Below are 23,115 nucleotides of genomic sequence, written 5' to 3'. Positions count from 1 at the left end.
ATTGGATTTTTAAAAACAGGAATTGGTTATTCTCAAGATGTTAATGTTAAAATTGGAATTAATAATGGTAATAGATTCTACAATTGATACACTTCCTGTTTTAACTACTTACCCTAATTGGAATGTAGCCTTTATTGGAAATTAAGCAACATAGAATTATAACTATCTTGAACCGATTGAATAATATAAGACTTATCTGAATTCAAACCTTCTATGTCTTTTATTTTATTAAATTCTCGCATATTAGTATCGCCCCATAAACTGAATTCAACGATTATTGGAGTTAAACGAATTCCTTTTTCTGTTAACAAATAAATATTCTCTTTTTTATTTTCAGGTATTTTCGTTTTGGATATTAATTTATAGGATTCTAATAGTTTTAATCGTGCAGACAAAATACTTGGAGCTATCCTTTCGTCCGAATCAGATATTTCTTTAAACGTCTTTTTATGTTTAATTAACATATCTCGGATAATTAATAAAGACCATTTATCACCCACAACATCTAATGCAGAAGAGATTGGACAACCAGAGCGAAATTCTTTTTTCATTTTTAAACATTATTACTATTAATTCGATAGTAATTATTATTTTTGCTATCGAATTGAAAGCAAAAATACTAAAATTATGTTAGCAGGACATTTTACAACAGCATTAATAGCAAAACAAAAGTTCCCTAAAGGAACATTGCTTTATTTTTTAATTATCTCACAATTACAGGATTTATTGTGGTTTACCTTCCATTATTTAGGACTTGAACCTACTGCCCCAAGCGATGCCTTTGATGCAACTTTAAGTAATATGGCAGTAGATATGCTGTATAGTCATGATTTGTTGCCTCTATTATTTTGGTTAGCTATGGTGTTCGTAATTGGAAAATTCATGTTCAAAAGCACACTAATAGGATTAGTAAGTATGGGTTTAGTAATTGTCCACTTTGTATTAGATTTCTTTTCTGGTCATATGCACCACCTGTTTGGCGCAGATACAATGGAAGCGGGTCTTGGCTTATATGCTTCTAGCACCTATTTAGCCATTTTCATAGAAGCAATATTCAGCGTTGGAGCACTTTGGTATTTCTTTAGAGGAGAGGCAAAAAAAGGAATAATACGAACTACTAAAAATAAAGTAGCTATTATTTCTGTTTTCGCCTATGGAATTATTTTCATGTCACTAATTGCAACGCGCTCTTTTAGAGAGCTTTTAAGTATTCCTGAATTTGATTTAGGATTTAACACCAATATGCCTACACTGATTATCACTTATGGAGCAATGCTTTATTGCTTGAATTATTTTGTGCCGAAATTTAAGACATCGGACCAGTAACAGAATGTCCTTTTTATAAATTACGGCTTATTAGTAAAAGTTCACTGCAGTATGTATTAAATAGATTAATTTATTGACTTAGGTCAAATAGTTTGGTTGGAAACAGTATTAGTTTTGCTAATCGAATACATAAATAAATTAAAATGGAATTAGCAGAATTAGATACGATACAAACAACTAGTACAGAAAGTATAGAACGATTAGAAAAAGCATTAATACATATTCGAAATGGAAATGGTGTTATTTTAACTGACGACAAGAACAGAGAAAATGAAGGGGACTTGATATTTTCGGCGCACAACATGACCAACAATCACATGGCACTTATGATTAGAAAATGTAGTGGTATTGTTTGCCTTTGTTTGACAAATGAAAAAGCTGATGCACTTAATTTACCTTATATGGTAAAGGAGAATACAAGTAGTTTTCAAACCCCTTTTACAATCACTATAGAAGCAAAAGAAGGAGTAACTACAGGAGTTTCTGCTAAAGATAGATTAACAACTATACAAGTTGCTTGCAATGAAAATGCTAAAAGCAATGACTTAGCTAAACCTGGTCATATATTTCCATTGAGAGGAAACGACAAAGGAGTGCTAGGAAGAAAAGGCCATACCGAAGGTAGTATAGATTTAATGAAACTAGCAGGCTTACAACCAGAAGCAGTACTGTGCGAATTAATGAATGATGACGGAACAATGGCAAATTCGGCCACAATCACAGCATTTGGTAAAGAGAATAATTTGATAGTCTTATCCATACAGGATATTATTCATTATCGTAAATTTGTTAGAGACTACAACTAAATGACAAATAATATCGAACTCACTAATTTCATAAAAAAGAATATTACTATTGAAGATGAAGATTTAAAAATCATTTTGTCTTATTTTAAAACCATAAAAAAAAGTAAAAATGAGATTTTACTTCCTGCTGGAAAAATTAGTCAGGTTAGCTATTTTGTGAAAAAAGGTTGTTTAAGGTTGTTTTTTATTGATGATAAAGGGAAAGACGTTACTCGTTATATTGCATTTGAAAATCAATTTGCTACAGCACTTGTTAGTTTTATAACAAATGAACCTGCCCAAGAAACAATTCAAGTTATTGAAGATAGTGAACTTCTATACATTACGCATGATGACTTTAGGCATCTTATGAAAGCTATTCCCAAATGGAAGGATTTTTATAATATATATTTAGAAAAAGCATATGTAAATAATTCAAAGAGACTCATGTCGTTTACCACTTTAAATGCTTCAGAAAGATATAATCAGTTATTTAAAATAAACCCAAATATTGTGAAACGGTTACCAAATAAAATAGTAGCTTCTTATATAAATATATCACAAGAAACATTAAGTAGAATAAAATCTAAAGTCTTACAATAAAATTTATAAAATATGAAATACGCTTTATTACTCCCATTATTCTTACTACAAATATTTGTTCATGCGCAGTCCACTGATACTCTTAAAAGCTCTGAAAAAGCGGATGACAAGTTGTTATTGACAATCTTCCTTAAACATGATCAAAGCATGACTTTGAACGAGGTTGAAGAAATAAGAATGGATCAAGGGTTTTATGAAAATCTTCCTCCAGAAGGTGTTTCTGTAGTTAATTGGTTTGTGGTTATGGGGCTTGGTCAAGTGGCTGTATTAGAACTTCCTGCTTCCAAATTATCCGCTGTAAATTTAGCAATTGAAAGAACCGCATGGAAGGCTTTTACAACAGAAATGTATCCAACTTACAATTTGTATCCTATCATAGAACATAAGTTGAAAAATAAGTCAAAGGTAGTGCTGGATACCAAACCCAGCTCTAAAAAAGCGAGTGATAAGTTGTTATTAACAATCTTTCTTAAACATGATCAAAGCATGAATTTAAATGAAATTGAAGAGATAAGAACCAATCAAGGGTTTTATGAAAATCTCCCTCCAGAAGGTACTTCTGTAGTTAATTGGTTTGTAGTTATGGGACTTGGTCAAGTGGTTGTGTTGGAACTCCCTGCCTCAAAATTAGCAGCTGTGAATTTGGCGATTGAGAGAACTGCATGGAAAGCTTTTACAACAGAAATCTATCCAACCTACAATCTATATCCTATCATAGAACATAAATTAAAAAATAAGTCAAAAGTAAATTACTAGAATTTTAATGCTTATCAACATAATATAAGCTTTGGGCTACACGGTATAAAAAAAAAATTATGGCTATTTACGCAATTGGAGATATACATGGCAGCATAAACGCATTAAAAACTATATTTCAACAAGAAATAATAAAGGAAGACGATCAAGTAGTTTTTCTTGGAGATTACGTAGATAAGGGATCTAATAGTAAAGGCGTTATTCATTGGTTAATTGAAAAAAGCAAAACATTCAACTTCCATTTTATTCTTGGCAATCATGAGATCATGATGACACGTGCCAAATCCTCAGCTGAAATAGTTGCGCATTGGCTCGAAAATTATGGAGGATCACTTACATTAAACTCCTATAAAATTAGTGATAACCCAAACTGGATGCATCAGATAGATAAAACGCATTGGAACTTTATTGATTCTTGTTTACCCTATTTAGAAATTGACGAATTTATATTTGTTCATGCAGGACTTGAAGAAAACAAGCGTTTAGAGGAACAGGATGAGCATCATTTATTTCATAAGAAGTTTGAAAAACCCACTGTTTATGACCCTAGTAAAACTGTGATTTGTGGACATACCGCTCGGAAAAATGGAAAAATAGCAGATTTTGGTCACACCATTTGTATTGATACTTTCGCGCATGGTGGCATGTGGTTAACTTGTTTGAACGTGGAAACAGGTGCGTTTTTAAAAGCGAATAACAAAGGACAAATAGAAAAAGGAAAATTAGAAAGAATGCACTTAATCCCTTAAATGGAATGTAGCTAGTTTCCGGAAATGTTAACTCAAACTCTTCATAAAAAGGAAAAATTACTACATCGAAATTTTGAGTAAGTTTATGGGAATTAAAAAAGAGTTGGATTATAACTTAGAAGACATTCTAAGCTAACATCCTACATAATAGGAAAAAGATAAAAAATGCAACGTGAACTTTTCCTTCTTAACTAAAAGTTCATATTAAGGATCTAGACTAAAAAAGAAAGTATATCTGAAAAATTAATTTTAAAAGTATTTATTATGAGCAAATTAAAAATTATAGCTACAATTATTGTAAAACCCGAATTTAAGGAAGAGGTTTTAAATATGTTACAAACCGTAACCGATGCCACACGGAAAGAGGAAGGTAATATCTCGTATGTATTACATGAAGATATTAATAACAGCTTAAAGATCCTGATTTTAGAAGAATGGAAATCTCAGGAAGCGATCGACTTTCATAATCAAACAGAGCATTTTTTAATATTAAAAACCGAACTTGGAAAAAAGGCGGATAGTTTAACGATAGATATAATAAGAGCGTCTTATTAATTTATAATTTAAAATAGTATACAAAATGAAACGTTCCATTTTAATAGTACTGTGTCTTGCAGTATCTTTTCTAGCAAACGCACAATCAAATTCTAAACTGTACACTTACAAGCAGTTTGGTAACAAGTACGTTGTAAGTATTCAAAACCATAATGAGATTACAAAAGCAATAACTGCGTTTGTTGAAGAACAGGATATAAAAGCAGGAACAATTTTAGGTCTTGGTGCTGTAAATGAAGCTACTTTACGATTTTTTGATCCAGCTACTAAAGAATTTGTAGATAAAACTTTTTCCGAACAAATGGAAATCACCAACTTAACAGGCAATATATCTCAACAAAATGATAAGCACTACGTACATATGCATGTAACTCTTGGTCGTAATGATTACACGGCTTTAGCGGGACACTTGCTTACAGCCAAAATTAATGGAGCTGCAGAATTTGTTATAGAAAGTTTTGACGGTACCGTTAATCGCTATTATGATGAAAATATTGGTCTAAACTTGTACAAGTTTTAGAAGCATAGAAAAGAAGACAGGTAATAAACATGGATAAATTACTGTATGCATAGCCTTTGGAAATATGCATCTTCAATTAAAATTTAATAGTAATGCAGGAATGAATATTAGACGAACAAAAGTACCTCCTGAATTCGAAAAAAAACATGAACCAATCCCATAATCATTATACCGTTGAACACGCTAGTCTTTCACAACAAGATAATTGGTTACCACGGTTACTTAGTGGATTCTATAAAATACAAGGATTAAAAGGAAAAACAGGTGTTTTGTTTTCAAATTCTATTTTAGAAAAATTTATTTTAGCGGAAGAAAAACACGATATTTTTGAATTAACTTCGGGAAAAGATAGAAGGCTTAGAACATTTTCTACCGGTGAGCAAAGGAAGGCATTACTTTCTTTTTTACTTCAACAAAACCCGGATTTCATAGTACTATCAAACCCTTACGAAGGCTTAGATATTACTTCTGTATCCATGTTAAAAAAGCAATTAATATCTTTATCTAAAAAAATACCTACCGTATTTATTGTCCATAGACAGGAGGATTTATTACCAATAATTACACATGTAATTGAATTTAATAAAGACGCCCTTAAAGCAGTTATACCTATGGAGGAATATCGTTTTAAAAAGAGTGTTTTCCTTTTTGATAAAGAAATCCCGCCATCCATAACCGCGTATAAAGAGATTCCTGAGGTGTTAGTTGAACTGAAGGATATACATGTGAGTTATAATGATCATCCCATTCTAAATAGTATTAATTGGACGATTAAAAAAAACGAATTTTGGCAATTAATAGGTCCGAATGGAGCTGGTAAAACCACTCTGTTATCCATGATTTATGGAAATAACTCCAAGGGCTATGGTCAGGAAGTATATCTTTTTGGTAAGAAAAAAGGCACTGGTGAAAGTGTTTGGGATATAAAACAGCGAATTGGGTATATTAGCCCTTCTATGTTAGAATTATTTAAGCTAAACCATACCGTAGAACAAATGATTATTTCGGGATTTTTTGACAGCATAGGTTTGTACAAAAACCCTTCTACTTTACAAAGTAGCACGGCAGCTAAGTGGATGGAAGTACTAAATTTAAGTAAAGAAAAAAGCACCCCTTTTCTAAAATTATCATCAGCTACTCAACTATTGATACTAATAGCAAGAGCTATGATTAAGCATCCGCCTTTGCTAATCTTAGACGAACCATTAATGCATGCAGATGATGAAGGTGCAGCTCAGATTATTGCTTTAATAAATAAAATTGCAAAGGAAAGTGAAACAAGTATTTTATTTGTTTCCCATCGACAGGAGTCCAATATTCAAACCGATTTTACTTATCAGCTTTGTCCCTCACCAGATGGTTCTGTAGGTATCCAGAAATAGCATCTGCCATTTTAAATTAAACCTCATAACATGGCTAACTTAGAAAGTTACACATTCAAAACTAGGAGACAAGCGTAATTCAATAAAAATTACATAAAAAAGCTATGGATTAAATTCAATAAAGTTGTAATTACTCAGATAAAACTTTTTTAGAACATAAAACTATCGCTAAAAACTGCTAACAATTTGTATATAGCAAATAGGGCGATTAGGAGTTTACGAAAATTCAGTCCTATATACGAACACTCCAAATTTTTAATTTGGCTTTTAAGATGAATAAGTTAAAAACAAAATATAAAAATGTGGCTCAGAGTAACTCGAAAGTTTATCGCTTTCTACTGCCATGCTTGCCATATACTAACCGTTGGTAATAATTTTTAAAAAAAAAATGAGAAACCTTATAAACCATGGTCTTCAATACGGTCTATCAGAAGATTTAATTCAAGAGATAAATTTGAATGGTAAACAAATTGAAATCAAAAAAAACGAAAATATTCTTAATCTAGGAGAACATAGTAAATATATCTACATAGTAATAAAAGGCGGATTTGTAAGTCAGTATTTTGATGATAATAAATCAAATTTTAGAACAACTGCGTTCCACATTGATAATTATCATCCATTTATGACGCAACCAGAAAGTTATTTTTCAAAAGAGCCTTCAGATACCCAAATAAAAGCATTCAAAAACTCTGAGGTAATTGCATTTCATAGAAATACAATAGAAAGATTGAGTTCAAAACATAACGCTTTTGATAAATTTTGTAATACGCATATTATAGAAGCTCTCATTTTTATAAATCAAATAAAGTCCAAACTAATAGGTCTACCAAAAGATAAATTATACAGCTACCTTCTAGAAAAACACAATCCAATTACTAAAAATGTTCCATCTAAATATATAGCGGAATTTATGGGGGTTACGCCCCAATGGCTAAGTAAAATAAAACGTACTAGTTAAAACATGAAATTAGTTTCATAAAACTCGAATCAGTAATATTTATTTTTGTGGTATACAAGAACTATAAATTACAACTTGATTCAAATGGATATGAAAATCAAAATTAGCCTTACACTTATAACCCTTCTTTTTTCCACTTTTTTATTCAGTCAAAAATTAGCAAAAATTAGTGACGACTATAACAAAAGAAACTTAACAGAAGGTAATATTCCTGAAAAATGGGAAGATGGAATGAGAACAACCGGAGATAAAGGAAGTTACGAATGGTGGTATTTTGATGCTCATTTGCACGATGGAAGTACTGCTGTAATGACGTTTTACACCAAGTTTATGACCGACATAAAAAAACCTTTTAATCCATACTTAACAGTTAGTATAGATAAAGCTGACGGCAGTAAAATATCAGAAAAATTTTACTGTGACCCCGAAGATTTCTTTGCTTCAAAAGATTCGTGCAATGTTAAGATGGGTAATAATTATGTAGTAGGAAACTTAAAGGAATATAAAATTCATATAGAAAATGAAGATATAAACTTAACAGCCGTTATAAAAAGAACTACGCAAAGCTGGAGACCAAAAACAGGACATATGGTATTTGGTGCCGACGAAAGCAAAGAATTCAATTGGGTAGTGCCTGTACCTCAAGGTGAAATGGAAATGGAATACGATTACAAAGGTGTAACAACAAAAACAGCTGGTTCTGCCTACCACGATCATAATTGGGGAAATGTCTCTATGATGGAAATTTTTAACCATTGGTATTGGTCTAGAGCTGAAGTTGGCCCTTATACCGTAATTGCTTCAGAAATGATATCTGAAAAAGAATTTAATAATGACAATATAATTACTTTTAATATTTCTAAGGATGGAGAAACAGTTGTTGATGATGGTGAATTAGTAACCCTATATAGAACGTATGGCAAAGAGCATCCAACATTAAAAAAAGAGGTAAGTGACGATTTAATTTTTATTTATGATGATCCTCAAAGTGAATGCAGGTATGAATATTCACTTTTTAGAAAAAATACTATTGTTGAAGTAGATTTAATTGCGGCATCAGTTGGTCATGGGCTTAAATATAGACTTGCAAAAATGCTTACAAGTATGGATCCTGCATACTTTAGGTTTATTGGAAAATCAGAAATAAGAGTTTACAAATCAGGTAATTTAATAGAGAAGTACACCAGTAATAAAGCAGTTTGGGAATTAATGTATTTTGGGAATCCTGTTGGGAAATAATAGACTGCAAACCGTGTATAAAAACCATAGGACTTTTACTTCTATTCAATAACTTAACACAATAAATCTAAAAATTAATATCTTAAACAAGATAAAGCTATAACAACCATTTAAAAGCTAGATATTATGGAAAAAAAAGAAATTAATTACACAAAAGCAGACGCAACACATATTGCTTTTCCAGTAACAAACAGAGAGGAATCTTTTGATTGGTGGTACTTTGATGCACATTTTGACAATGGAGATCATTTTGTAGTTATGTATTCTCTTAACGATACTCGATTAAACCCAAGACAACCGTCTGTTAGATTAAATATATATCCGCACGGGCAACCAGAAATTAGCAAAATAAAATTATACAAAGAGGAGGATGTATCCACTAGTTATGAAAAGTGTGATGTTACACTTGGTGAAGAGTATTGTAAAGATTGTGGCGATCATTATGAGCTTTATACTATGATTGATGGGTATGGTGCTAAATTAAAATTAAAGAAAAAGAATCACCCATTTACAACAGAAGGATACCCGGTTCCAATGGGATGGACAGTAGCTGTTCCTTCTGGACCAATAGAAGGAGAATTATACAAAGGAGGAGACGCTATTAAAGTTAAGGGTATTGGCTATCATGACCACAACTGGGGTGAGAAAAGTTTAGCAGGTGCGTTTAAGAATTGGTATTGGGGAAAAATCCATACACCAAATATCTCAATTGATTATTCAATGATGATAGGTTTAGATGGTAAAATTGCCAACCCGGTGGCATTAGTTACGGATGAAAAGAGTTTAATAATGGCACCTACAGATCCATTTGATGGTCCAAACCATATAAGTAAAACTGAGGGTATTATCAATGCGATTATGACCGAAGAAACAATGGGATATACCTTTGCTAAAGATTTTACATTAAAAGGAACAAAAGGGGATTTTAGTTTTATTGCAAATGTTAAACTAGAAAAGATTGTAATGATAGAGAAATCTGAAATCGCTAAAGGTGAAGATGCTTATAGATATACTGCAAAAGAAGAGTTGATTGTAACAAGAAATGGTGAAACAAAAACGTATCATACAGATGGCCTACACGAAATAGTCTATTTAAATCAATAGAAGTAGATTATTATAATGAAACAATTACGATCATAATCCTTTCATAAAAAATGAAAGGATTATTTTTTTAAATTCTAAAAGAAATAAAAATAAAATCATAAACAAAAGTATATTTGAAAGAAAGGCCAAATAGAAATAATAATTCGAAGAATAGAAACTACGGCCAACACCATATATATTTAATTCCTGGGTTCTCGCCTATTTGGAAAATTCTTTCAGAACTTTTTCTGGCTCATTTTCTTTTGCTATTTTAGTTCTCCAAAACAAAACATAATCATACACAAGACCTTTAGGGCAAATGATGTCAAAAAACACAAAACGGAATGAAAATATTTCCCGAGAAAGACTATTCTATCGAATTAAATAAAGATAGTTCGTTAGCGCTTTCGGAATTAAAAAATCAAACATTATCGAAAGAACAGTTTGTTACTAGTTGGAATAATCAATCATTCATTGGAAAAATTGAAACGAATGAATTTGAAGTAAAACTTTCAAAAAAAATAATCGGAGAATTTTGTGTTCTAAATGGAAAATTAGAAAACGGAAAAGGAACGTTAAAAATTCGGACAGGTAGAATTATTAAAATCATTTTTATTGCGATAGTTCTGTTTGCGATTTATGGAATAATTACAGCAATACTCCGAACGGACTTTGAACTAGTATTCCACCTTGTTATGACACTATTAGTTATGAGGTTTATTCTAGAATTAGGATTTAGATTTGTTTCAAAAAACGCAATAAATAAATTGACTGATATAATCGGAATAAAAACGTTGCAGAACACCGTATAAAATAATGCGTAGTTTAAGCAGTAATGGTAAAAAAAAAACATAAAGTATTCTAATTCAAACACCTTCTGATAAAAAAAAAGAGTTTCTAATACATGAGTAATACACAACCAGCTAAGAATATAGTAAAAACAGTATGGCATACATGGATTAGTAGTTCGGCATGGCGTTGGTTTCAGAAAGCAATGGTATTAATAATTTTCTTTTTAATGGTAAATCATTTAGCAACACGCGATAGTTTTCCAGATAGTGAGTCGTATAGATTCCCCATAGAAGGTTTTCTGTCGTCTATTGTTTTATGTATTCTATTTGGAATCATAGCACATCTTAATTTTACATTTTACAAGAAAAAGTATTTCTCTAAAAAAGTAGAAATTGTCACTATCCTATGGTTTATGGCTTCTACTCTAGGATATATTACAATCTTGTATTTTCCGGTAAATATTATTTTTAATATAGTTGCAGGCGGACAGTCAGAGTTTTATTATTTATTAATTGGATTGCTAATTACCTTATTATTGAGTTTTATTCTCATAGGTTTATGGTATGCACAAGACATATACAATTTATATAGGTTATCCATAAAAGATGCTGAAATTACAATTGAAAGTGGCGCAAAAATAACGAAGCTTAACTATCAAAATATTGCGTGCTTTTACAGCGAAAACAAAATTGTGTATGCTGTTCAAAAGGATGGCACAACAATTAACACCGATTTTACATTGAACGAGCTCGAAGAAAAAGTAAACGATCAATTATTTTTTAGAGCCAATCGACAAATTATCATTCACAAAGATGCTGTAGCCCAAATGGAAAAAATTGAAAATGGAAAGCTGCGTATTCGATTAAAAGTTTCTACTGTAAACGATACGATTGCTGAAATCAATATCAGTCGTTACAAGCGAAAAGCTTTTATAGATTGGTTTCAAAAAAAAACACCAAAACTATCGACTATTCAGTTATAAATTAACTACCACTCAGTAAAAACATAAGTATATTAAAGGGTTTTCAGAGAATTTGTTCATTATTTCGCTTCGAATTTAAAATAAGAAAGCAATGAATAAAATTACCTTAAGACAAATATTAATTCCGTTAATTACTTTTACAATCATCTGTTTTTTATGGTTTGGACCAATACGTATTGGTTACATAGAAAATATCATTATTTCTATATTAATCATTATAGCGAATTTTATAGAATACAAAGAAAAACCATTTTCAGCACTTGGATTTCAACGTGAAAAATTCACATTCAAAAACATCTTCGTACTTGCTCCATTAGTTGCGCTAGGACTCTTTGCTTTTTATGTTTTTGCATTGGTCCCCGGAATTACAAAACTCACAGGAGCTCCCATAGATTATTCAAGTTTTGACCAATTGAGAGGAAATCTCCCAGTCTGTTTAATTGCTTTGTTATTAGTGTGGAGTGCTACAGCGTTTGGAGAAGAAATTATCTTTCGAGGTTATTTTATGCGACAGTTTGTAAAATTCTTTGGAGAAAGCAAAGTCAGCATTGTGCTTAATATTGTCCTATTTGCTTGTTTCTTTGGTTTTATGCATAGTCAACAAGGAATTACAGGACAACTTGTTACAGGGATTGTCGGAGCACTCTTAGCCCTGATATTCTATTTGCGTAAATACGATTTGTGGTTTATTGTTGCTGTACATGGTTTTTTTGACACCATTGCTTTAATTTGCATTTACTTCGGTTTGGCATAACGATTCCAAGTTACTACACCTGCAACTTGAAGTTATCATTTGTCTTTGGACCAAGCGCTTATTTGAAATCCTTTCAACTAATATGGAGTAGTGGAGTAATGCTTTTGGATTGCACCTATTTTTGATTGGAATTTTAATGAGGCTACATCAAATAATTCCGAAAATACTATCGTATCTTGCTTTATTCACTGTCATATCTTATAGTATGATATCTATTCTAAAGTGGAGTAATGGGAGTTCCGTATTGGTAACAAAATTAGAAATGGTATTAGCTTTACCAATGGCACTTGGTGAACTCGGATTAGCAATTTGGCTTCTAATGAAAGGAGGAAGGGAAAAACACCAAAATAATGTGCGTAATTTATTTAAAAATTAATCTTTTCTATATTAATGATAAAATTTCTACCCTTATATTTTACGGTACCTGGATTAATATATTTTTGTCTGATTTTAGCTGTTTTTATCGACTCACTTATTAAAGTAATCAAATTTTGGAGACTAAATAAAATTAAAAATAAGGACTTCCTTCTTGGATTTATTATTTCTCTTCTGCTTTTTGGAATGCTTTATTTAATATATCGAGGAGTGGACCAAAGTTTAAGTCGGATTTTTATAGCTCCTTTTTTACTGATATTTTTACCTTACTTTTTGCATATCGTAACCTATAAAGACAAAAAAGAAAATTACACCTATAAATTATCGGTAATAATTATTGTTTTTTCCGTGGTATTAGGAATCTTAAAATCTATAATTTCTAATCTTCTATAACAGGTATAGGAATAAAAAAAACGCTAGTAAAATGAAAAATACATGAAAAAAATAGACTGGAATCTTATGAACGAAACAATATTTTGGTGGGAAAAAAAATGAATTATTTTTAATATTGCTGTTGGTCTATCTGGAGTATTATCCTTAATTGTAGTATCTCCTTACTTTTTTGGAATTATAGAAATAATGGGAATTTTAATTTGGGCTATCCTCGCTAATATTCTTTATTCAAGTGGTATTTTAATTGAAATTATTAATTTGTATTATTATAGTAGTAAGGTGAAGTTTTTTAAATATAGATTTGGATTTTATGTGTTTGGATTACTTCTTTATTGCGCTGTGACATTCTTTTATCCATTTCTTTACTTCTTTCCAACTTTTGATTAATTAATAAAGGAGTTAATTAGCAGACAAACTTCTTAAATAAAAGTACTTTTCCATTAAAAACATAAAATTGTTTGTTGTAGTTTTGCAGCAAGTAATTCGCCTTATCGCTATTTTAATTTATTAAATTAGAGGAAAGTCCGAACACCATAGTGTAACATAGTGGTTAACAGCCACCAGTCGTGAGATTAGGAAAAGTGCAACAGAAAGTATGTACAGGTAATGCTGTAGTGAAACCAGGTAAACTCTATGTGGTGCAATGTCATGTAAACTAATGTTTGAGCGTACACGCGCGATGTTAGAGGGTAGGCAGCTAAAGTGTATTGGTAACAATGCACGTAGATAAATGATAAGGACTTTTTCTTTTAGAAAAAGCACAAAATTCGGCTTATAGATTTACTTAATCAAACAAGCCCTTTACGTGAGTAAAGGGCTTTGTTTTTTGCTATAAAATCAACTATTCCTTGGAAGGAATTACTTTATTTTTTTAATTTATTAGTGAAAAACCCTTGTAAAAAAAAGAAACCAAATATAATTCTTAGTTCCGCTTTCCTTGTTTTTAATAATTGCTTAGTACAAGATAGTAAATAGATGAATACAAGAAGTGCAAATTGTTGATTTTCAGTATTTATACGTAAGAAAATAAAGACAAAATTTGACGTATAAATTTACTTCATTAAACAAGCTCTTTACGTGAGTAAGGGGCTTTGTTTTTTATATTTTTTATTGACAAGAGTAAGATTTTGCCTAATCTGCCTTAGGCAGTGCAAAAAAACTAAACATGTTTCCACCGTAACTTTTAGAATGCGAGTAATTTTGCAAGTTGGATAAATCGGTATGTTTAGAGTGTTCTATTATTAATAAACCTTCTTCTTCTAATAAGCCGTTTTGAAAAATTAGTTCCGGTATTTTAGAAAATTTTTCTACAGGAAAATCATAAGGAGGATCTGCAAAAATAATAGTATGTTTTGTAGTTGTTTTTGCTAAGTAGGTAAATACATCACTTTTTATAGTTTGTATTTCCATGTTAAAAGCTTCCGCCGTTTCGTTTATAAACTTAATACAACCAAAATGGGCATCTACACTGGTAATGTCTTTTGTTCCTCTAGAGGCAAATTCATAGCTTATGTTTCCGCTTCCGCTAAATAAATCTAATACCGATACATCATCAAAATAATATTGGTTATTTAAGATATTGAATAGAGATTCCTTAGCCATGTCTGTGGTTGGTCTAATCGGTAATTTTTTTGGTGCAGTTATTCTTCTGCCTTTGTATGTTCCTGAAATTATTCGCATGAAAAGCTATGCTTTAAAATATAATTAGAATGTTTTGTTTCTTCTGCTACTAGGTAATTCGTGTTTGGCTTCCCAAATTGTATATGTCTTATATACTTATATACCATGTTGTACAATGTATCCTTTTCAATAATAGTACCCAAAAGTACTAGTGTTAGTGTTTCCGGATTCAATTGTAATTGTTCTGCTGTAAAGAGAATATAGTATATAAAATCTTCTTTCGAAGTATACGTAAAAGTATTGTAAAGTGTTAAATTTCCTTTTGTGGTTACTACAATTTCAAAATGGGTTTTATTTACATGCACATACATTTTTTGGTCTAGTGCATGTTTTTCGGTTTGTAAAATTTCTTCTATTAAAACCGTAGAAAAATGCTTGTATGCAAAGGTGCCAAACCTTTCGTATAAATAATTATTAATATTCATGTAAGGTACATAAACATTTACACTATCATTTATTGCAATAGCATCATGTGCAATAAAATCGGTTTGCAGAATTTTAGAATTAAATTTTAAGTAGTCTGCAATGACATTTTCGTTGAATAGCGGTTTTGGTACAAGTGTAGCCAGTTCGTTTATATAAATAACGTGTATAGTGCTAAAAGGGGTTTGTAGCGCTTCTGTGTTTTTAAATATTTTTTTTAACGCGTCTAATACTTGAAAAGGGGTTTGTTTTTGAGTAACCTCAAAATGCTTTAAATAACCAATGGTATTTGTATCTCTTTGAAGTATACAAAAAGAAAGTCCATTCAAACTTATTTGAATGGACAACTCTTGGTTAATTAGTATGTTTGTTTTATTACTCGCTGTCGCCATAAGTTTTTGGCCAGTTACCACTAGTATTTATTTCATTTAAAGATCCAACTCTAATCGCATCTCCATTAACACCATCTACAGAAATTGTTTCGTTTTCTTGCGCTAATAAATCTTTGTTTTGATCGGCTAAAATTACGTTCTTTAATAATTTTGCTTCAAAAACTGGGATTTTATTTTCTCCTTCTTCACCAAGTAAACCAGCTTTCATTTCAATTTTGGCACCATTAATATTCATCATGGTTTTATATCTATCTGATTTTTTAAATAACGAATCTTTTACAGAAACATAACCTAATGTATCAATAACAGTAATATCTTTCATGGTTTCAACACCACCAAAAGCTTTTGTTCTTTCCACATCTATAACCGTTTCTATTCTTCGTTGTGTAATAGTAAACTTTGCAGTATCTATAAATTTGATTAAGTTTTCAAAGTTAGGAGCAAAATTACCAATAACTTGTCTGTGTGCTAACTGTGCATCTCTAACATCTACCATTTTTTCAATTACGGCAGCGTAACGTTTTTCTTTTACTTTATTAAATTTAATAGGTTCATAGATAGAATTAAAAGTTTGGTAACCTAAAAAGGCTATTAAAGCCCAAAGAGCTATCATTAAAACTGGTCTTAACTTAGATGGAATAAACTTATCTATAAGCCAAACCAATCCAATAGTTACAAGAATTACTGCAATCGCAATTAGTATTAATTTCATAGTATGATTAATTAAATTTTAATAAAGGTCTTTCGCAAATCTACAATTTTTTTTTAATCGTTAAAACCAAAGTGCATAAAAATCATCACTATATTTGAGGAAATTTTATTAGACCGCCATAATTAATGAATGCTTCCCAATTTTATTCCCTTGTAAAACAGCAGTTTCCGTTTAAACCGACTCCAAAACAAGATATTGTTTTATTGCAACTTTCTGAGTTTATTTTTTCGGAAAGACCAAATGCCCTTTATTTACTAAAAGGGTATGCGGGAACCGGTAAAACTACTATAATTGGTACTATTGTGACACATTTAGGGAAAGCAAATAAAAGTGCTGTGCTAATGGCACCAACAGGTCGGGCAGCAAAAGTAATCTCTAATTATTCTAAAAAAGTAGCATTTACCATTCATAAAAAAATCTATTTTCCAAAAAAAGATAAAGGTGGAGGCGTGAAATTTGTTTTGCAACCAAATAAACATAAAAATACCATTTTCATCGTAGATGAAGCTTCTATGATTCCAGATACTCCTGGAGATTCTAAACTTTTTGAAAACGGATCCTTGCTGGACGATTTAATGCAATACGTGTATTCTGGGCAACAATGTAAATTATTACTAATCGGGGATACGGCACAGTTACCACCGGTGAAATTAGATTTAAGTCCCGCTTTAGACGAAAACACATTGAGTCTAAATTATAATAAAGAGGTGACTAGAATGGAATTAGACGAAGTAGTACGTCAAGGACAAGATTCTGGAATATTAGAAAACGCTACCATTTTGCGTGAGGCCATATCTAGTGCTTTCGCGGAAACCTTTAAATTTGATTTAAAAACCTTTACAGACATTGTTCGTTTGGTGGATGGTTATGAAATTATGGACGCTATTAACGATTCTTATAGCAACTTAGGAAACGAAGAAACTGCCATTATTGTTAGAAGTAACAAGCGCGCAAATATGTATAACCAACAAATTAGAGAGCGTATTTTATTTAATGAAAATGAACTTTCTGCAGGGGATTATCTCATGGTTGTTAAAAATAATTATTTTTGGATTAAGCCAACAACCGAAGCTGGTTTTATTGCAAATGGCGATATTATTGAAGTTTTAGAAATATTCTCGATTCAAGAATTATATGGTTTTCGCTTCGCGGAAGTAAAAGTACGTATGGTAGATTATCCTAATATGATTCCTTTTGAAACGGTTTTACTTTTAGATACTATTTCTGCGGAAACACCTTCGTTGGCTTATGAAGATTCCAACCGATTATACCAAGAAGTACAAAAAGATTTTGCCGACGAAACCAGTAACTATAAACGGTTTTTAAAAATTAAAGGAAACAAACATTTTAATGCCTTACAAGTAAAATTCTCGTATGCAATTACTTGTCATAAATCACAAGGTGGACAATGGAATACTGTTTTTGTAGAGCAACCATATTTACCAGATGGTATTAATAGAGATTATCTGCGTTGGCTATACACCGCAGTTACAAGAGCTAAAGAAAAATTGTATCTTATCGGTTTTAAAGAGGAGTTTTTTGTAGAAGATGAAAGCTGGAAGACAGATGACAGATAACTAAAGACCAAAGATTGTAGATTTTAGAATAAAATATTTTCTAGTAATAGTAATATAAATAAGACTTCTTCCTTTTGGGAAATCGAAGTTTCAACGATTCAAATAAATAAATATTAACTAAGAGTTAAAATGCCACAAAGGGATAGATGGGAACAGAAGCTATTTTAAGTATATTTTTAGGAGTAGGTCTTGCAGCATCTGTTGGATTTAGGGTCTTTGTTCCATTATTCGCACTAAGTTTAGCGGCACATTTTAATGTTTGGGAATTGAATGAATCTTGGCTTTGGATTGGTAGTTTAACAGCCGTAATAACACTTGGTGTGGCAACTATAGTCGAGATTTTTGCCTATTACATTCCGCTTGTAGATAATCTGTTAGATACTATCGCAGTACCTTTAGCCGCAATTGCAGGAACCGCAGTTATGGTTTCTACGGTTGCAGATTTAAGTCCTGCTATAACTTGGGCTTTAGCAATTATAGCAGGTGGAGGAACCGCTGCCGCAATAGCAGGAACCTCCAGTGTTACAAGATTAGCGTCTACAACCACAACTGCTGGTTTGGCAAATCCTGTAATCTCAACTTTAGAAACAGGAACAGCAATTATTATGTCTATCCTCTCTGTATTTATTCCCGTTTTGGCCTTTATACTTGTTGTTATTGTGCTGTTTATAATTTTTAGAGTTTATAAAAAGTTTAAATCTAGGAAGGCTTAAATCTATTTAAAAAGTTATATTTTTGTAATAAGATTAATAGTATATATGAAAATAATTTCCATGATTCCTGCACGTTATAGTGCTTCTCGTTTTCCAGGTAAGCTCATGCAAGATCTGAATGGTAAAACCGTTATTCTTCGTACCTACGAAGCGACTAAAGCAACCAATCTATTTGATGATGTTTTTGTGGTAACCGATAGCGAAATTATCTTTAAAGAAATTACAAGTCATGGAGGTAAAGCAATCATGAGCATAAAGGAGCATGAATGTGGTAGCGATAGAATTGCCGAAGCGGTAGAGAATCTAGATATAGATATTGTTGTAAATGTGCAAGGTGACGAACCGTTTACGGAAGTCGCTTCCTTAAAAAAACTAATCCAAGTTTTTAAAGAAGATAAAGAGAAACAAGTCGATTTAGCTTCTTTAATGGTGCATATTACAGATGAAGAAGAAATTAAAAATTCGAATACCGTAAAAGTAATCGTAGATCAAAATAATTTTGCTTTGTATTTTTCACGAAGCCCAATTCCGTTTCCTAGAGCAACAGATGTTGGCGCAAAGTATTATAAACATAAAGGTGTTTATGCGTTTAGAAAGGAAGCATTATTAGATTTTTACAGATTACCAATGTTACCATTAGAGGCTTCAGAAAAAATTGAATGTATTCGTTATTTAGAATATGGTAAACGTATTAAAATGGTGGAAACAGATGTCGAAGGTGTTGAAATTGATACGCCTGAAGATTTAGAAAGAGCAAAAAAGCTCTGGAAGTAATTACAAAAGAATACTAGTAGTTGTAACCTGGATCGTATTTGAAATGCCTTCCGCGAAAGCAAAAAAATAATTGAATAAAGAATACCAAAATATAAAAGTAATTGGCTTTGATGCAGATGATACACTTTGGGTGAACGAAACGTATTTTCGGGATGCAGAGTTAGAGTTTGCAAAACTTTTAGGTGGTTTTGAAACTGCTAATAAAGTAGATCAAGAACTTTTTAAAATGGAGATGAAGAATTTACCTTTGTATGGTTACGGAGTGAAAGGTTTTGTTTTATCTATGGTAGAAATGGCTTTAGAATTATCTAATTATACCATTTCGAATAAAACCATAGAAAAGATTTTAAACATTGGTAAACAAATGCTTAAGGAGCCAGTAGAACTTTTGGATGGCGTTGAAGAAACCTTGAAAGGCCTCTCTGGAAAGTATAAATTAATCGTTGCCACCAAAGGAGATTTATTAGATCAAGAACGAAAATTAGAGAAATCAGGATTGCTAGATTATTTTCATCATATTGAAGTGTTAAGTGATAAAAAAGAAGAAAATTATTCTAAACTATTAAAGCATTTAGATATCAATCCGTCCGAATTTTTAATGATTGGAAACTCATTAAAGTCCGATATTTTACCATTAATAAATATCAAAGCAAAGGCTATTCACATTCCGTTTCATACCACTTGGGCACATGAACAAGTAACCGAAAAAGAAACCAATGGTAAAGCATATAGAACCGTGAAAAGTTTAAAAGAAATTTTAAATCTAGTTTAGCAATTTGAAAAAGATCAATTTAGAAACATGGAATAGAGCAGAGCAATTTCAGCATTTTAATAAAATGTTTGATCCTTATTTTGGCGTTACTATTCCGTTTGATGTTACCAAAGCATATCAATTTTCTAAGGATAATGGCATTAGCTTTTTTGGTAAATATGTACACGCTTGCATGCAAGCCATGAATAGTATAGAAAATTTAAAGTATAGAATTATAAATGAAGAGGTAGTTGTGTATGATGTTATTCATGCATCTGCTACCATAATGAGAAAAGATAAAACATTCGGATTTTCTTTTATAGATTTTGATGAAAATTTAGCTGTTTTTTTAAATAATTTAGTTGAAGAAAAATTAAGGATTGAATCCTCTAGTAATTTATTTCCAGAAAGAAATGGATTAGATTGTATTCATTGTTCCGCAATGCCTTGGCTAAATTTTACAGGACATAAAGAACCGTTTTTTGGAGAAAAAGATTCTGTTCCTAAAATAGCATTTAGTAAAGTAAATAAAGATAATAATGCCTTAAGCATGAATGTAGCAATAGCGGTTAATCATGCATTGGTAGATGGTTACCATGTTGGTTTGTTTTCCGAAAAGTTTCAATATTTTTTAAATCAATAGGAATTTTAGTAATAGTATTTCTATTTTTGTTAAACAATTATAATAAATGAGTTATAAAAATTACCCAATGGTGTCCAGAATAGTTTATGGACGTGGAAGTTTTAATCAGTTAAATGACATTTTATCGCCTAAGCGAAACGGCGTTAAAGCACCATTTATATTTTTAGTAGACGATGTATTTAAAGGTAAAACTTGGTTAACCTCAAGAATTCCTTTGTCTTATGATGACAAATTAATTTACATCTCTGCCGAAGAAGAACCAAAAACTTCACAAGTAGATGAATTGGTAGAACAAATAATTTTGGACTATAAAGAAAGACCATCTGGAATTATAGGAATTGGAGGAGGAACCATTTTAGATTTAGCAAAAGCGGTAGCTTTAATGTTAACTAATAAAGGGGAGTCTAAAGATTATCAAGGTTGGGATTTAATTAAAAATCCAGCAATTTATCATGTTGGTATTCCTACCATTTCGGGAACTGGAGCAGAAGTTTCTAGAACTACTATTTTAACGGGACCTGTTAGAAAACTAGGAATTAATAGTGATTACACACCATTTGATCAAGTGCTATTAGACCCAGAATTAACTAAAGACGTACCAAAAGACCAATGGTTTTATACCGGAATGGACTGTTTTGTACATTGTATAGAATCTTTAAAAGGAACGTACCTAAATGCATTTAGCCAAACGTATGGCGAAAAAGCTTTGGAGCTTTGTAAAGAGATTTTTCTAGAAGATACGCTAAGTGAGGAAGAAGCTGCAGATAAACTAATGATGGCTTCTTGGCATGGTGGAATGAGTATTGCATACTCTCAAGTAGGTGTAGCACATGCTATGAGTTATGGTTTAGGCTATTTATTAGGTGTAAAACATGGTGTTGGTAATTGTATCGTTTTTGAACATTTAGAAGAATATTATCCAGAAGGTGTTGCCATGTATAAGGAAATGCGAGAAAAACATAATATTACCATTCCTCAAGGTGTTTGTGCAGATTTAAGTGATAAAGAGTTTGATATCATGATAGATGTTGCCTTAAGTTTAGAACCTCTTTGGGAAAACGCTATAGGTAAAAACTGGAAAAAAACAATTACCAGAGAAAAGCTTAGAGCTTTATATCAAAAAATGTAATTTTTTATGCTGACAATTATATACAAATTTATATACTTTAAAATAATGAAATGGAAACTCGTAGGTGAGTTTCCTAAAGAGTTGAAGAAGTACGTGATAATAGCGGTACCGCATACCAGTTGGCATGATTTCTATATTGGATTATTAATCCGAAAAATTGCAAATACAAAAATTAATTTTCTCGGTAAAAAAGAAATATTCATATTCCCTTTTGGTTATTATTTTCGAGCTGTAGGAGGAAGGTCATTAGATAGAACTCCTGGTCAGAATAAAGTGGAAGCTATTGCTAAACTTTTTGAAACTAATGACGAATTGCGATTAACATTAGCTCCTGAAGGTACTAGAGATAAAGTATCCGAATGGAAAACAGGTTTTTATCATATAGCAAAAGCGGCAAATGTGCCAATAGTAATGGTTACTTTCGATTTTGGAAAGAAACAAAACAAAATATCAGCACCTTTTTATCCTACAGATAATATGGAAGCAGATTTTGCCTTTATGCATAATTTCTTCAAAGGTGTAAAAGGTAAAGTATCCGATAAATCTTTTTAGCGTTAAAGTGAATTTTGAAGCCGTGATCCCCAAACGGAACTGCTTTTAGCACTACTAAATTTCATATGATATATTAAAATTTTAATATTCAAGTAGCGTCTTTTCAGGAAACAAGAAGCCATAAATATGGAATTAAAGAAGCCGAATCAAGTAATAAACATGGGAGGACCATGGATAGCAGATTTATACGTCGGTATTATATTCGTTTCTAGTATGTGGTTATGGACAACATTGTTTAAAAAAAAGAAAGCAGTATTATTTTCGTTGTAAAGTATCATCAAGTATCTAGATGGTAGAAAAATAACTTCTTTACTATTAACTCGTGGAATAATAAATTAAAGCTAGAAAGTGAGTCGAATGGTAAGCTTGATAGACTAATTTTTTTCTGAAGCAATAAGTAAAGATGAACTTGTTATGGATACCGGATTACATAGCTACACTAAAAAACATCTTCAATTTTCAATATAGATTGAAAACGCAAATTTCTTTACACAAAACCGATAACCGGCACCAA

Annotated in this window: 27 protein-coding genes and 1 other RNA gene; 24 read left to right on the top strand and 4 right to left on the bottom strand. The window is 31.3% G+C overall.

Going from position 1 to position 23,115, the window contains the following annotated elements; translation table 11 throughout:
* Window positions 1–131: 131 nt before the first annotated feature.
* On the bottom strand, window positions 132–551 hold the full coding sequence (locus ACVCZW_RS17960) for a winged helix-turn-helix transcriptional regulator (protein ID WP_452230168.1): 420 nt from the start codon (window positions 549–551) through the stop codon (window positions 132–134).
* A 76-nt stretch (window positions 552–627) separates the two neighbouring features.
* Between ACVCZW_RS17960 and ACVCZW_RS17955 the strand changes: the two genes are divergently transcribed.
* The 16 genes from ACVCZW_RS17955 (at window position 628) to rnpB (ending at window position 14,046) form a co-directional block, all read left to right on the top strand.
* Window positions 628–1,326, top strand: a complete 699-nt coding sequence (locus ACVCZW_RS17955) for a hypothetical protein (RefSeq protein WP_452233088.1) — start codon at window positions 628–630, stop codon at window positions 1,324–1,326.
* A 143-nt stretch (window positions 1,327–1,469) separates the two neighbouring features.
* Window positions 1,470–2,132: a 3,4-dihydroxy-2-butanone-4-phosphate synthase gene (gene ribB, locus ACVCZW_RS17950; protein ID WP_452233087.1), complete on the top strand. Its 663-nt coding sequence runs from the start codon at window positions 1,470–1,472 to the stop codon at window positions 2,130–2,132.
* On the top strand, window positions 2,133–2,714 hold the full coding sequence (locus tag ACVCZW_RS17945) for a Crp/Fnr family transcriptional regulator (RefSeq protein WP_452230165.1): 582 nt from the start codon (window positions 2,133–2,135) through the stop codon (window positions 2,712–2,714).
* A 12-nt stretch (window positions 2,715–2,726) separates the two neighbouring features.
* Window positions 2,727–3,470 (top strand): hypothetical protein, encoded by a 744-nt coding sequence (locus ACVCZW_RS17940; protein ID WP_452233086.1) that lies wholly within the window; start codon window positions 2,727–2,729, stop codon window positions 3,468–3,470.
* Between the two features lie 59 nt (window positions 3,471–3,529).
* Window positions 3,530–4,219, top strand: coding sequence for a metallophosphoesterase family protein (locus tag ACVCZW_RS17935; RefSeq protein WP_452230163.1), 690 nt, complete (start codon window positions 3,530–3,532; stop codon window positions 4,217–4,219).
* Between the two features lie 264 nt (window positions 4,220–4,483).
* Window positions 4,484–4,774 carry a putative quinol monooxygenase gene (locus tag ACVCZW_RS17930; RefSeq protein ID WP_452233085.1) on the top strand — a complete coding sequence of 97 codons (291 nt, stop codon included), beginning with the start codon at window positions 4,484–4,486 and terminating at the stop codon, window positions 4,772–4,774.
* Between the two features lie 25 nt (window positions 4,775–4,799).
* Window positions 4,800–5,294, top strand: coding sequence for a PPC domain-containing DNA-binding protein (locus ACVCZW_RS17925; RefSeq protein ID WP_452230161.1), 495 nt, complete (start codon window positions 4,800–4,802; stop codon window positions 5,292–5,294).
* A gap of 146 nt (window positions 5,295–5,440) precedes the next feature.
* A complete protein-coding gene (locus tag ACVCZW_RS17920; RefSeq protein ID WP_452233084.1) occupies window positions 5,441–6,676 on the top strand; it encodes an ATP-binding cassette domain-containing protein in 1,236 nt (411 codons plus the stop codon).
* A gap of 388 nt (window positions 6,677–7,064) precedes the next feature.
* Window positions 7,065–7,637: a Crp/Fnr family transcriptional regulator gene (locus tag ACVCZW_RS17915; RefSeq protein ID WP_452230159.1), complete on the top strand. Its 573-nt coding sequence runs from the start codon at window positions 7,065–7,067 to the stop codon at window positions 7,635–7,637.
* A 90-nt stretch (window positions 7,638–7,727) separates the two neighbouring features.
* Window positions 7,728–8,876, top strand: coding sequence for a hypothetical protein (locus ACVCZW_RS17910; RefSeq protein WP_452233083.1), 1,149 nt, complete (start codon window positions 7,728–7,730; stop codon window positions 8,874–8,876).
* 126 nt (window positions 8,877–9,002) lie between these two features.
* Window positions 9,003–9,980 (top strand): hypothetical protein, encoded by a 978-nt coding sequence (locus ACVCZW_RS17905; protein ID WP_452233082.1) that lies wholly within the window; start codon window positions 9,003–9,005, stop codon window positions 9,978–9,980.
* Window positions 9,981–10,303: 323 nt separating this feature from the next.
* Entirely contained in the window at window positions 10,304–10,771 is a 468-nt protein-coding gene (locus ACVCZW_RS17900; RefSeq protein WP_452233081.1) for a hypothetical protein, read from the top strand.
* A gap of 92 nt (window positions 10,772–10,863) precedes the next feature.
* Complete coding sequence (locus ACVCZW_RS17895) at window positions 10,864–11,733, top strand: LytR/AlgR family response regulator transcription factor (protein ID WP_452230155.1); 870 nt, start codon at window positions 10,864–10,866, stop codon at window positions 11,731–11,733.
* 91 nt (window positions 11,734–11,824) lie between these two features.
* The gene (locus ACVCZW_RS17890) at window positions 11,825–12,487 is read left to right on the top strand and encodes a CPBP family intramembrane glutamic endopeptidase (protein ID WP_452230154.1); all 663 of its coding nucleotides are present in this window, start codon (window positions 11,825–11,827) and stop codon (window positions 12,485–12,487) included.
* Between the two features lie 109 nt (window positions 12,488–12,596).
* Window positions 12,597–12,863, top strand: coding sequence for a DUF4386 family protein (locus ACVCZW_RS17885; protein WP_452233080.1), 267 nt, complete (start codon window positions 12,597–12,599; stop codon window positions 12,861–12,863).
* 867 nt (window positions 12,864–13,730) lie between these two features.
* An RNA gene (rnpB, locus tag ACVCZW_RS17880) (RNase P RNA component class A) lies at window positions 13,731–14,046 on the top strand.
* 340 nt (window positions 14,047–14,386) lie between these two features.
* On the opposite strand, the gene rsmD is transcribed toward rnpB, so the two are convergent.
* Genes rsmD through ACVCZW_RS17865 form a run of 3 tightly spaced genes read right to left on the bottom strand, consistent with a single transcriptional unit; the run spans window position 14,387 to window position 16,462 of the window.
* Window positions 14,387–14,935: a 16S rRNA (guanine(966)-N(2))-methyltransferase RsmD gene (gene rsmD / locus ACVCZW_RS17875; RefSeq protein WP_452230151.1), complete on the bottom strand. Its 549-nt coding sequence runs from the start codon at window positions 14,933–14,935 to the stop codon at window positions 14,387–14,389.
* Window positions 14,926–15,750: a DUF3822 family protein gene (locus ACVCZW_RS17870; protein ID WP_452230150.1), complete on the bottom strand. Its 825-nt coding sequence runs from the start codon at window positions 15,748–15,750 to the stop codon at window positions 14,926–14,928. Before ACVCZW_RS17870 ends, rsmD begins: the two co-directional genes overlap by 10 nt.
* A complete protein-coding gene (locus ACVCZW_RS17865) occupies window positions 15,734–16,462 on the bottom strand; it encodes a hypothetical protein (protein ID WP_452230149.1) in 729 nt (242 codons plus the stop codon). The genes ACVCZW_RS17870 and ACVCZW_RS17865 overlap by 17 nt, the downstream gene beginning before the upstream one ends.
* A 125-nt stretch (window positions 16,463–16,587) precedes the next feature.
* On the opposite strand from ACVCZW_RS17865, the gene ACVCZW_RS17860 reads away from it, so the two are divergent.
* The 8 genes from ACVCZW_RS17860 (at window position 16,588) to ACVCZW_RS17825 (ending at window position 22,871) form a co-directional block, all read left to right on the top strand.
* The gene (locus ACVCZW_RS17860) at window positions 16,588–18,039 is read left to right on the top strand and encodes an ATP-dependent DNA helicase (RefSeq protein ID WP_452230148.1); all 1,452 of its coding nucleotides are present in this window, start codon (window positions 16,588–16,590) and stop codon (window positions 18,037–18,039) included.
* A 146-nt stretch (window positions 18,040–18,185) separates the two neighbouring features.
* Complete coding sequence (locus ACVCZW_RS17855) at window positions 18,186–18,752, top strand: DUF4126 domain-containing protein (protein ID WP_452233079.1); 567 nt, start codon at window positions 18,186–18,188, stop codon at window positions 18,750–18,752.
* A gap of 45 nt (window positions 18,753–18,797) precedes the next feature.
* Entirely contained in the window at window positions 18,798–19,526 is a 729-nt protein-coding gene (gene kdsB, locus ACVCZW_RS17850; protein WP_452230146.1) for a 3-deoxy-manno-octulosonate cytidylyltransferase, read from the top strand.
* Between the two features lie 70 nt (window positions 19,527–19,596).
* Entirely contained in the window at window positions 19,597–20,298 is a 702-nt protein-coding gene (locus ACVCZW_RS17845; protein ID WP_452230145.1) for an HAD family hydrolase, read from the top strand.
* A gap of 4 nt (window positions 20,299–20,302) precedes the next feature.
* Window positions 20,303–20,920 (top strand): CatA-like O-acetyltransferase, encoded by a 618-nt coding sequence (locus ACVCZW_RS17840; RefSeq protein ID WP_452233078.1) that lies wholly within the window; start codon window positions 20,303–20,305, stop codon window positions 20,918–20,920.
* A gap of 46 nt (window positions 20,921–20,966) precedes the next feature.
* The gene (locus ACVCZW_RS17835; RefSeq protein ID WP_452230143.1) at window positions 20,967–22,049 is read left to right on the top strand and encodes an iron-containing alcohol dehydrogenase family protein; all 1,083 of its coding nucleotides are present in this window, start codon (window positions 20,967–20,969) and stop codon (window positions 22,047–22,049) included.
* Window positions 22,050–22,094: 45 nt separating this feature from the next.
* On the top strand, window positions 22,095–22,601 hold the full coding sequence (locus tag ACVCZW_RS17830) for a 1-acyl-sn-glycerol-3-phosphate acyltransferase (protein ID WP_452230142.1): 507 nt from the start codon (window positions 22,095–22,097) through the stop codon (window positions 22,599–22,601).
* A 126-nt stretch (window positions 22,602–22,727) separates the two neighbouring features.
* A complete protein-coding gene (locus ACVCZW_RS17825; RefSeq protein WP_452233077.1) occupies window positions 22,728–22,871 on the top strand; it encodes a hypothetical protein in 144 nt (47 codons plus the stop codon).
* The last annotated feature ends 244 nt before the right edge of the window (window positions 22,872–23,115 follow it).

The sequence above is a fragment of the Lacinutrix sp. MEBiC02595 genome, assembly GCF_053601555.1.
This window is presented reverse-complemented; position numbering and strand designations above follow the sequence as displayed.

Excerpts from the sequence above, each read along its gene's own strand:
- ACVCZW_RS17935 (WP_452230163.1), top strand. The coding sequence starts at position 3,530 with ATGGCTATTTACGCAATTGGAGATATACATGGCAGCATAAACGCATTA.
- ACVCZW_RS17910 (WP_452233083.1), top strand. The coding sequence starts at position 7,728 with ATGAAAATCAAAATTAGCCTTACACTTATAACCCTTCTTTTTTCCACT.
- kdsB (WP_452230146.1), top strand. The coding sequence starts at position 18,798 with ATGAAAATAATTTCCATGATTCCTGCACGTTATAGTGCTTCTCGTTTT.
- ACVCZW_RS17830 (WP_452230142.1), top strand. The coding sequence starts at position 22,095 with ATGAAATGGAAACTCGTAGGTGAGTTTCCTAAAGAGTTGAAGAAGTAC.
- rsmD (WP_452230151.1), bottom strand. The coding sequence starts at position 14,935 with ATGCGAATAATTTCAGGAACATACAAAGGCAGAAGAATAACTGCACCA.
- ACVCZW_RS17895 (WP_452230155.1), top strand. The coding sequence starts at position 10,864 with ATGAGTAATACACAACCAGCTAAGAATATAGTAAAAACAGTATGGCAT.
- ACVCZW_RS17945 (WP_452230165.1), top strand. The coding sequence starts at position 2,133 with ATGACAAATAATATCGAACTCACTAATTTCATAAAAAAGAATATTACT.
- ACVCZW_RS17915 (WP_452230159.1), top strand. The coding sequence starts at position 7,065 with ATGAGAAACCTTATAAACCATGGTCTTCAATACGGTCTATCAGAAGAT.
- ACVCZW_RS17905 (WP_452233082.1), top strand. The coding sequence starts at position 9,003 with ATGGAAAAAAAAGAAATTAATTACACAAAAGCAGACGCAACACATATT.
- ribB (WP_452233087.1), top strand. The coding sequence starts at position 1,470 with ATGGAATTAGCAGAATTAGATACGATACAAACAACTAGTACAGAAAGT.
- ACVCZW_RS17925 (WP_452230161.1), top strand. The coding sequence starts at position 4,800 with ATGAAACGTTCCATTTTAATAGTACTGTGTCTTGCAGTATCTTTTCTA.
- ACVCZW_RS17930 (WP_452233085.1), top strand. The coding sequence starts at position 4,484 with ATGAGCAAATTAAAAATTATAGCTACAATTATTGTAAAACCCGAATTT.
- ACVCZW_RS17855 (WP_452233079.1), top strand. The coding sequence starts at position 18,186 with ATGGGAACAGAAGCTATTTTAAGTATATTTTTAGGAGTAGGTCTTGCA.
- ACVCZW_RS17900 (WP_452233081.1), top strand. The coding sequence starts at position 10,304 with ATGAAAATATTTCCCGAGAAAGACTATTCTATCGAATTAAATAAAGAT.
- ACVCZW_RS17955 (WP_452233088.1), top strand. The coding sequence starts at position 628 with ATGTTAGCAGGACATTTTACAACAGCATTAATAGCAAAACAAAAGTTC.
- ACVCZW_RS17860 (WP_452230148.1), top strand. The coding sequence starts at position 16,588 with ATGAATGCTTCCCAATTTTATTCCCTTGTAAAACAGCAGTTTCCGTTT.
- ACVCZW_RS17835 (WP_452230143.1), top strand. The coding sequence starts at position 20,967 with ATGAGTTATAAAAATTACCCAATGGTGTCCAGAATAGTTTATGGACGT.
- ACVCZW_RS17890 (WP_452230154.1), top strand. The coding sequence starts at position 11,825 with ATGAATAAAATTACCTTAAGACAAATATTAATTCCGTTAATTACTTTT.
- ACVCZW_RS17870 (WP_452230150.1), bottom strand. The coding sequence starts at position 15,750 with ATGGCGACAGCGAGTAATAAAACAAACATACTAATTAACCAAGAGTTG.
- ACVCZW_RS17920 (WP_452233084.1), top strand. The coding sequence starts at position 5,441 with ATGAACCAATCCCATAATCATTATACCGTTGAACACGCTAGTCTTTCA.
- ACVCZW_RS17960 (WP_452230168.1), bottom strand. The coding sequence starts at position 551 with ATGAAAAAAGAATTTCGCTCTGGTTGTCCAATCTCTTCTGCATTAGAT.
- ACVCZW_RS17940 (WP_452233086.1), top strand. The coding sequence starts at position 2,727 with ATGAAATACGCTTTATTACTCCCATTATTCTTACTACAAATATTTGTT.
- ACVCZW_RS17865 (WP_452230149.1), bottom strand. The coding sequence starts at position 16,462 with ATGAAATTAATACTAATTGCGATTGCAGTAATTCTTGTAACTATTGGA.
- ACVCZW_RS17825 (WP_452233077.1), top strand. The coding sequence starts at position 22,728 with ATGGAATTAAAGAAGCCGAATCAAGTAATAAACATGGGAGGACCATGG.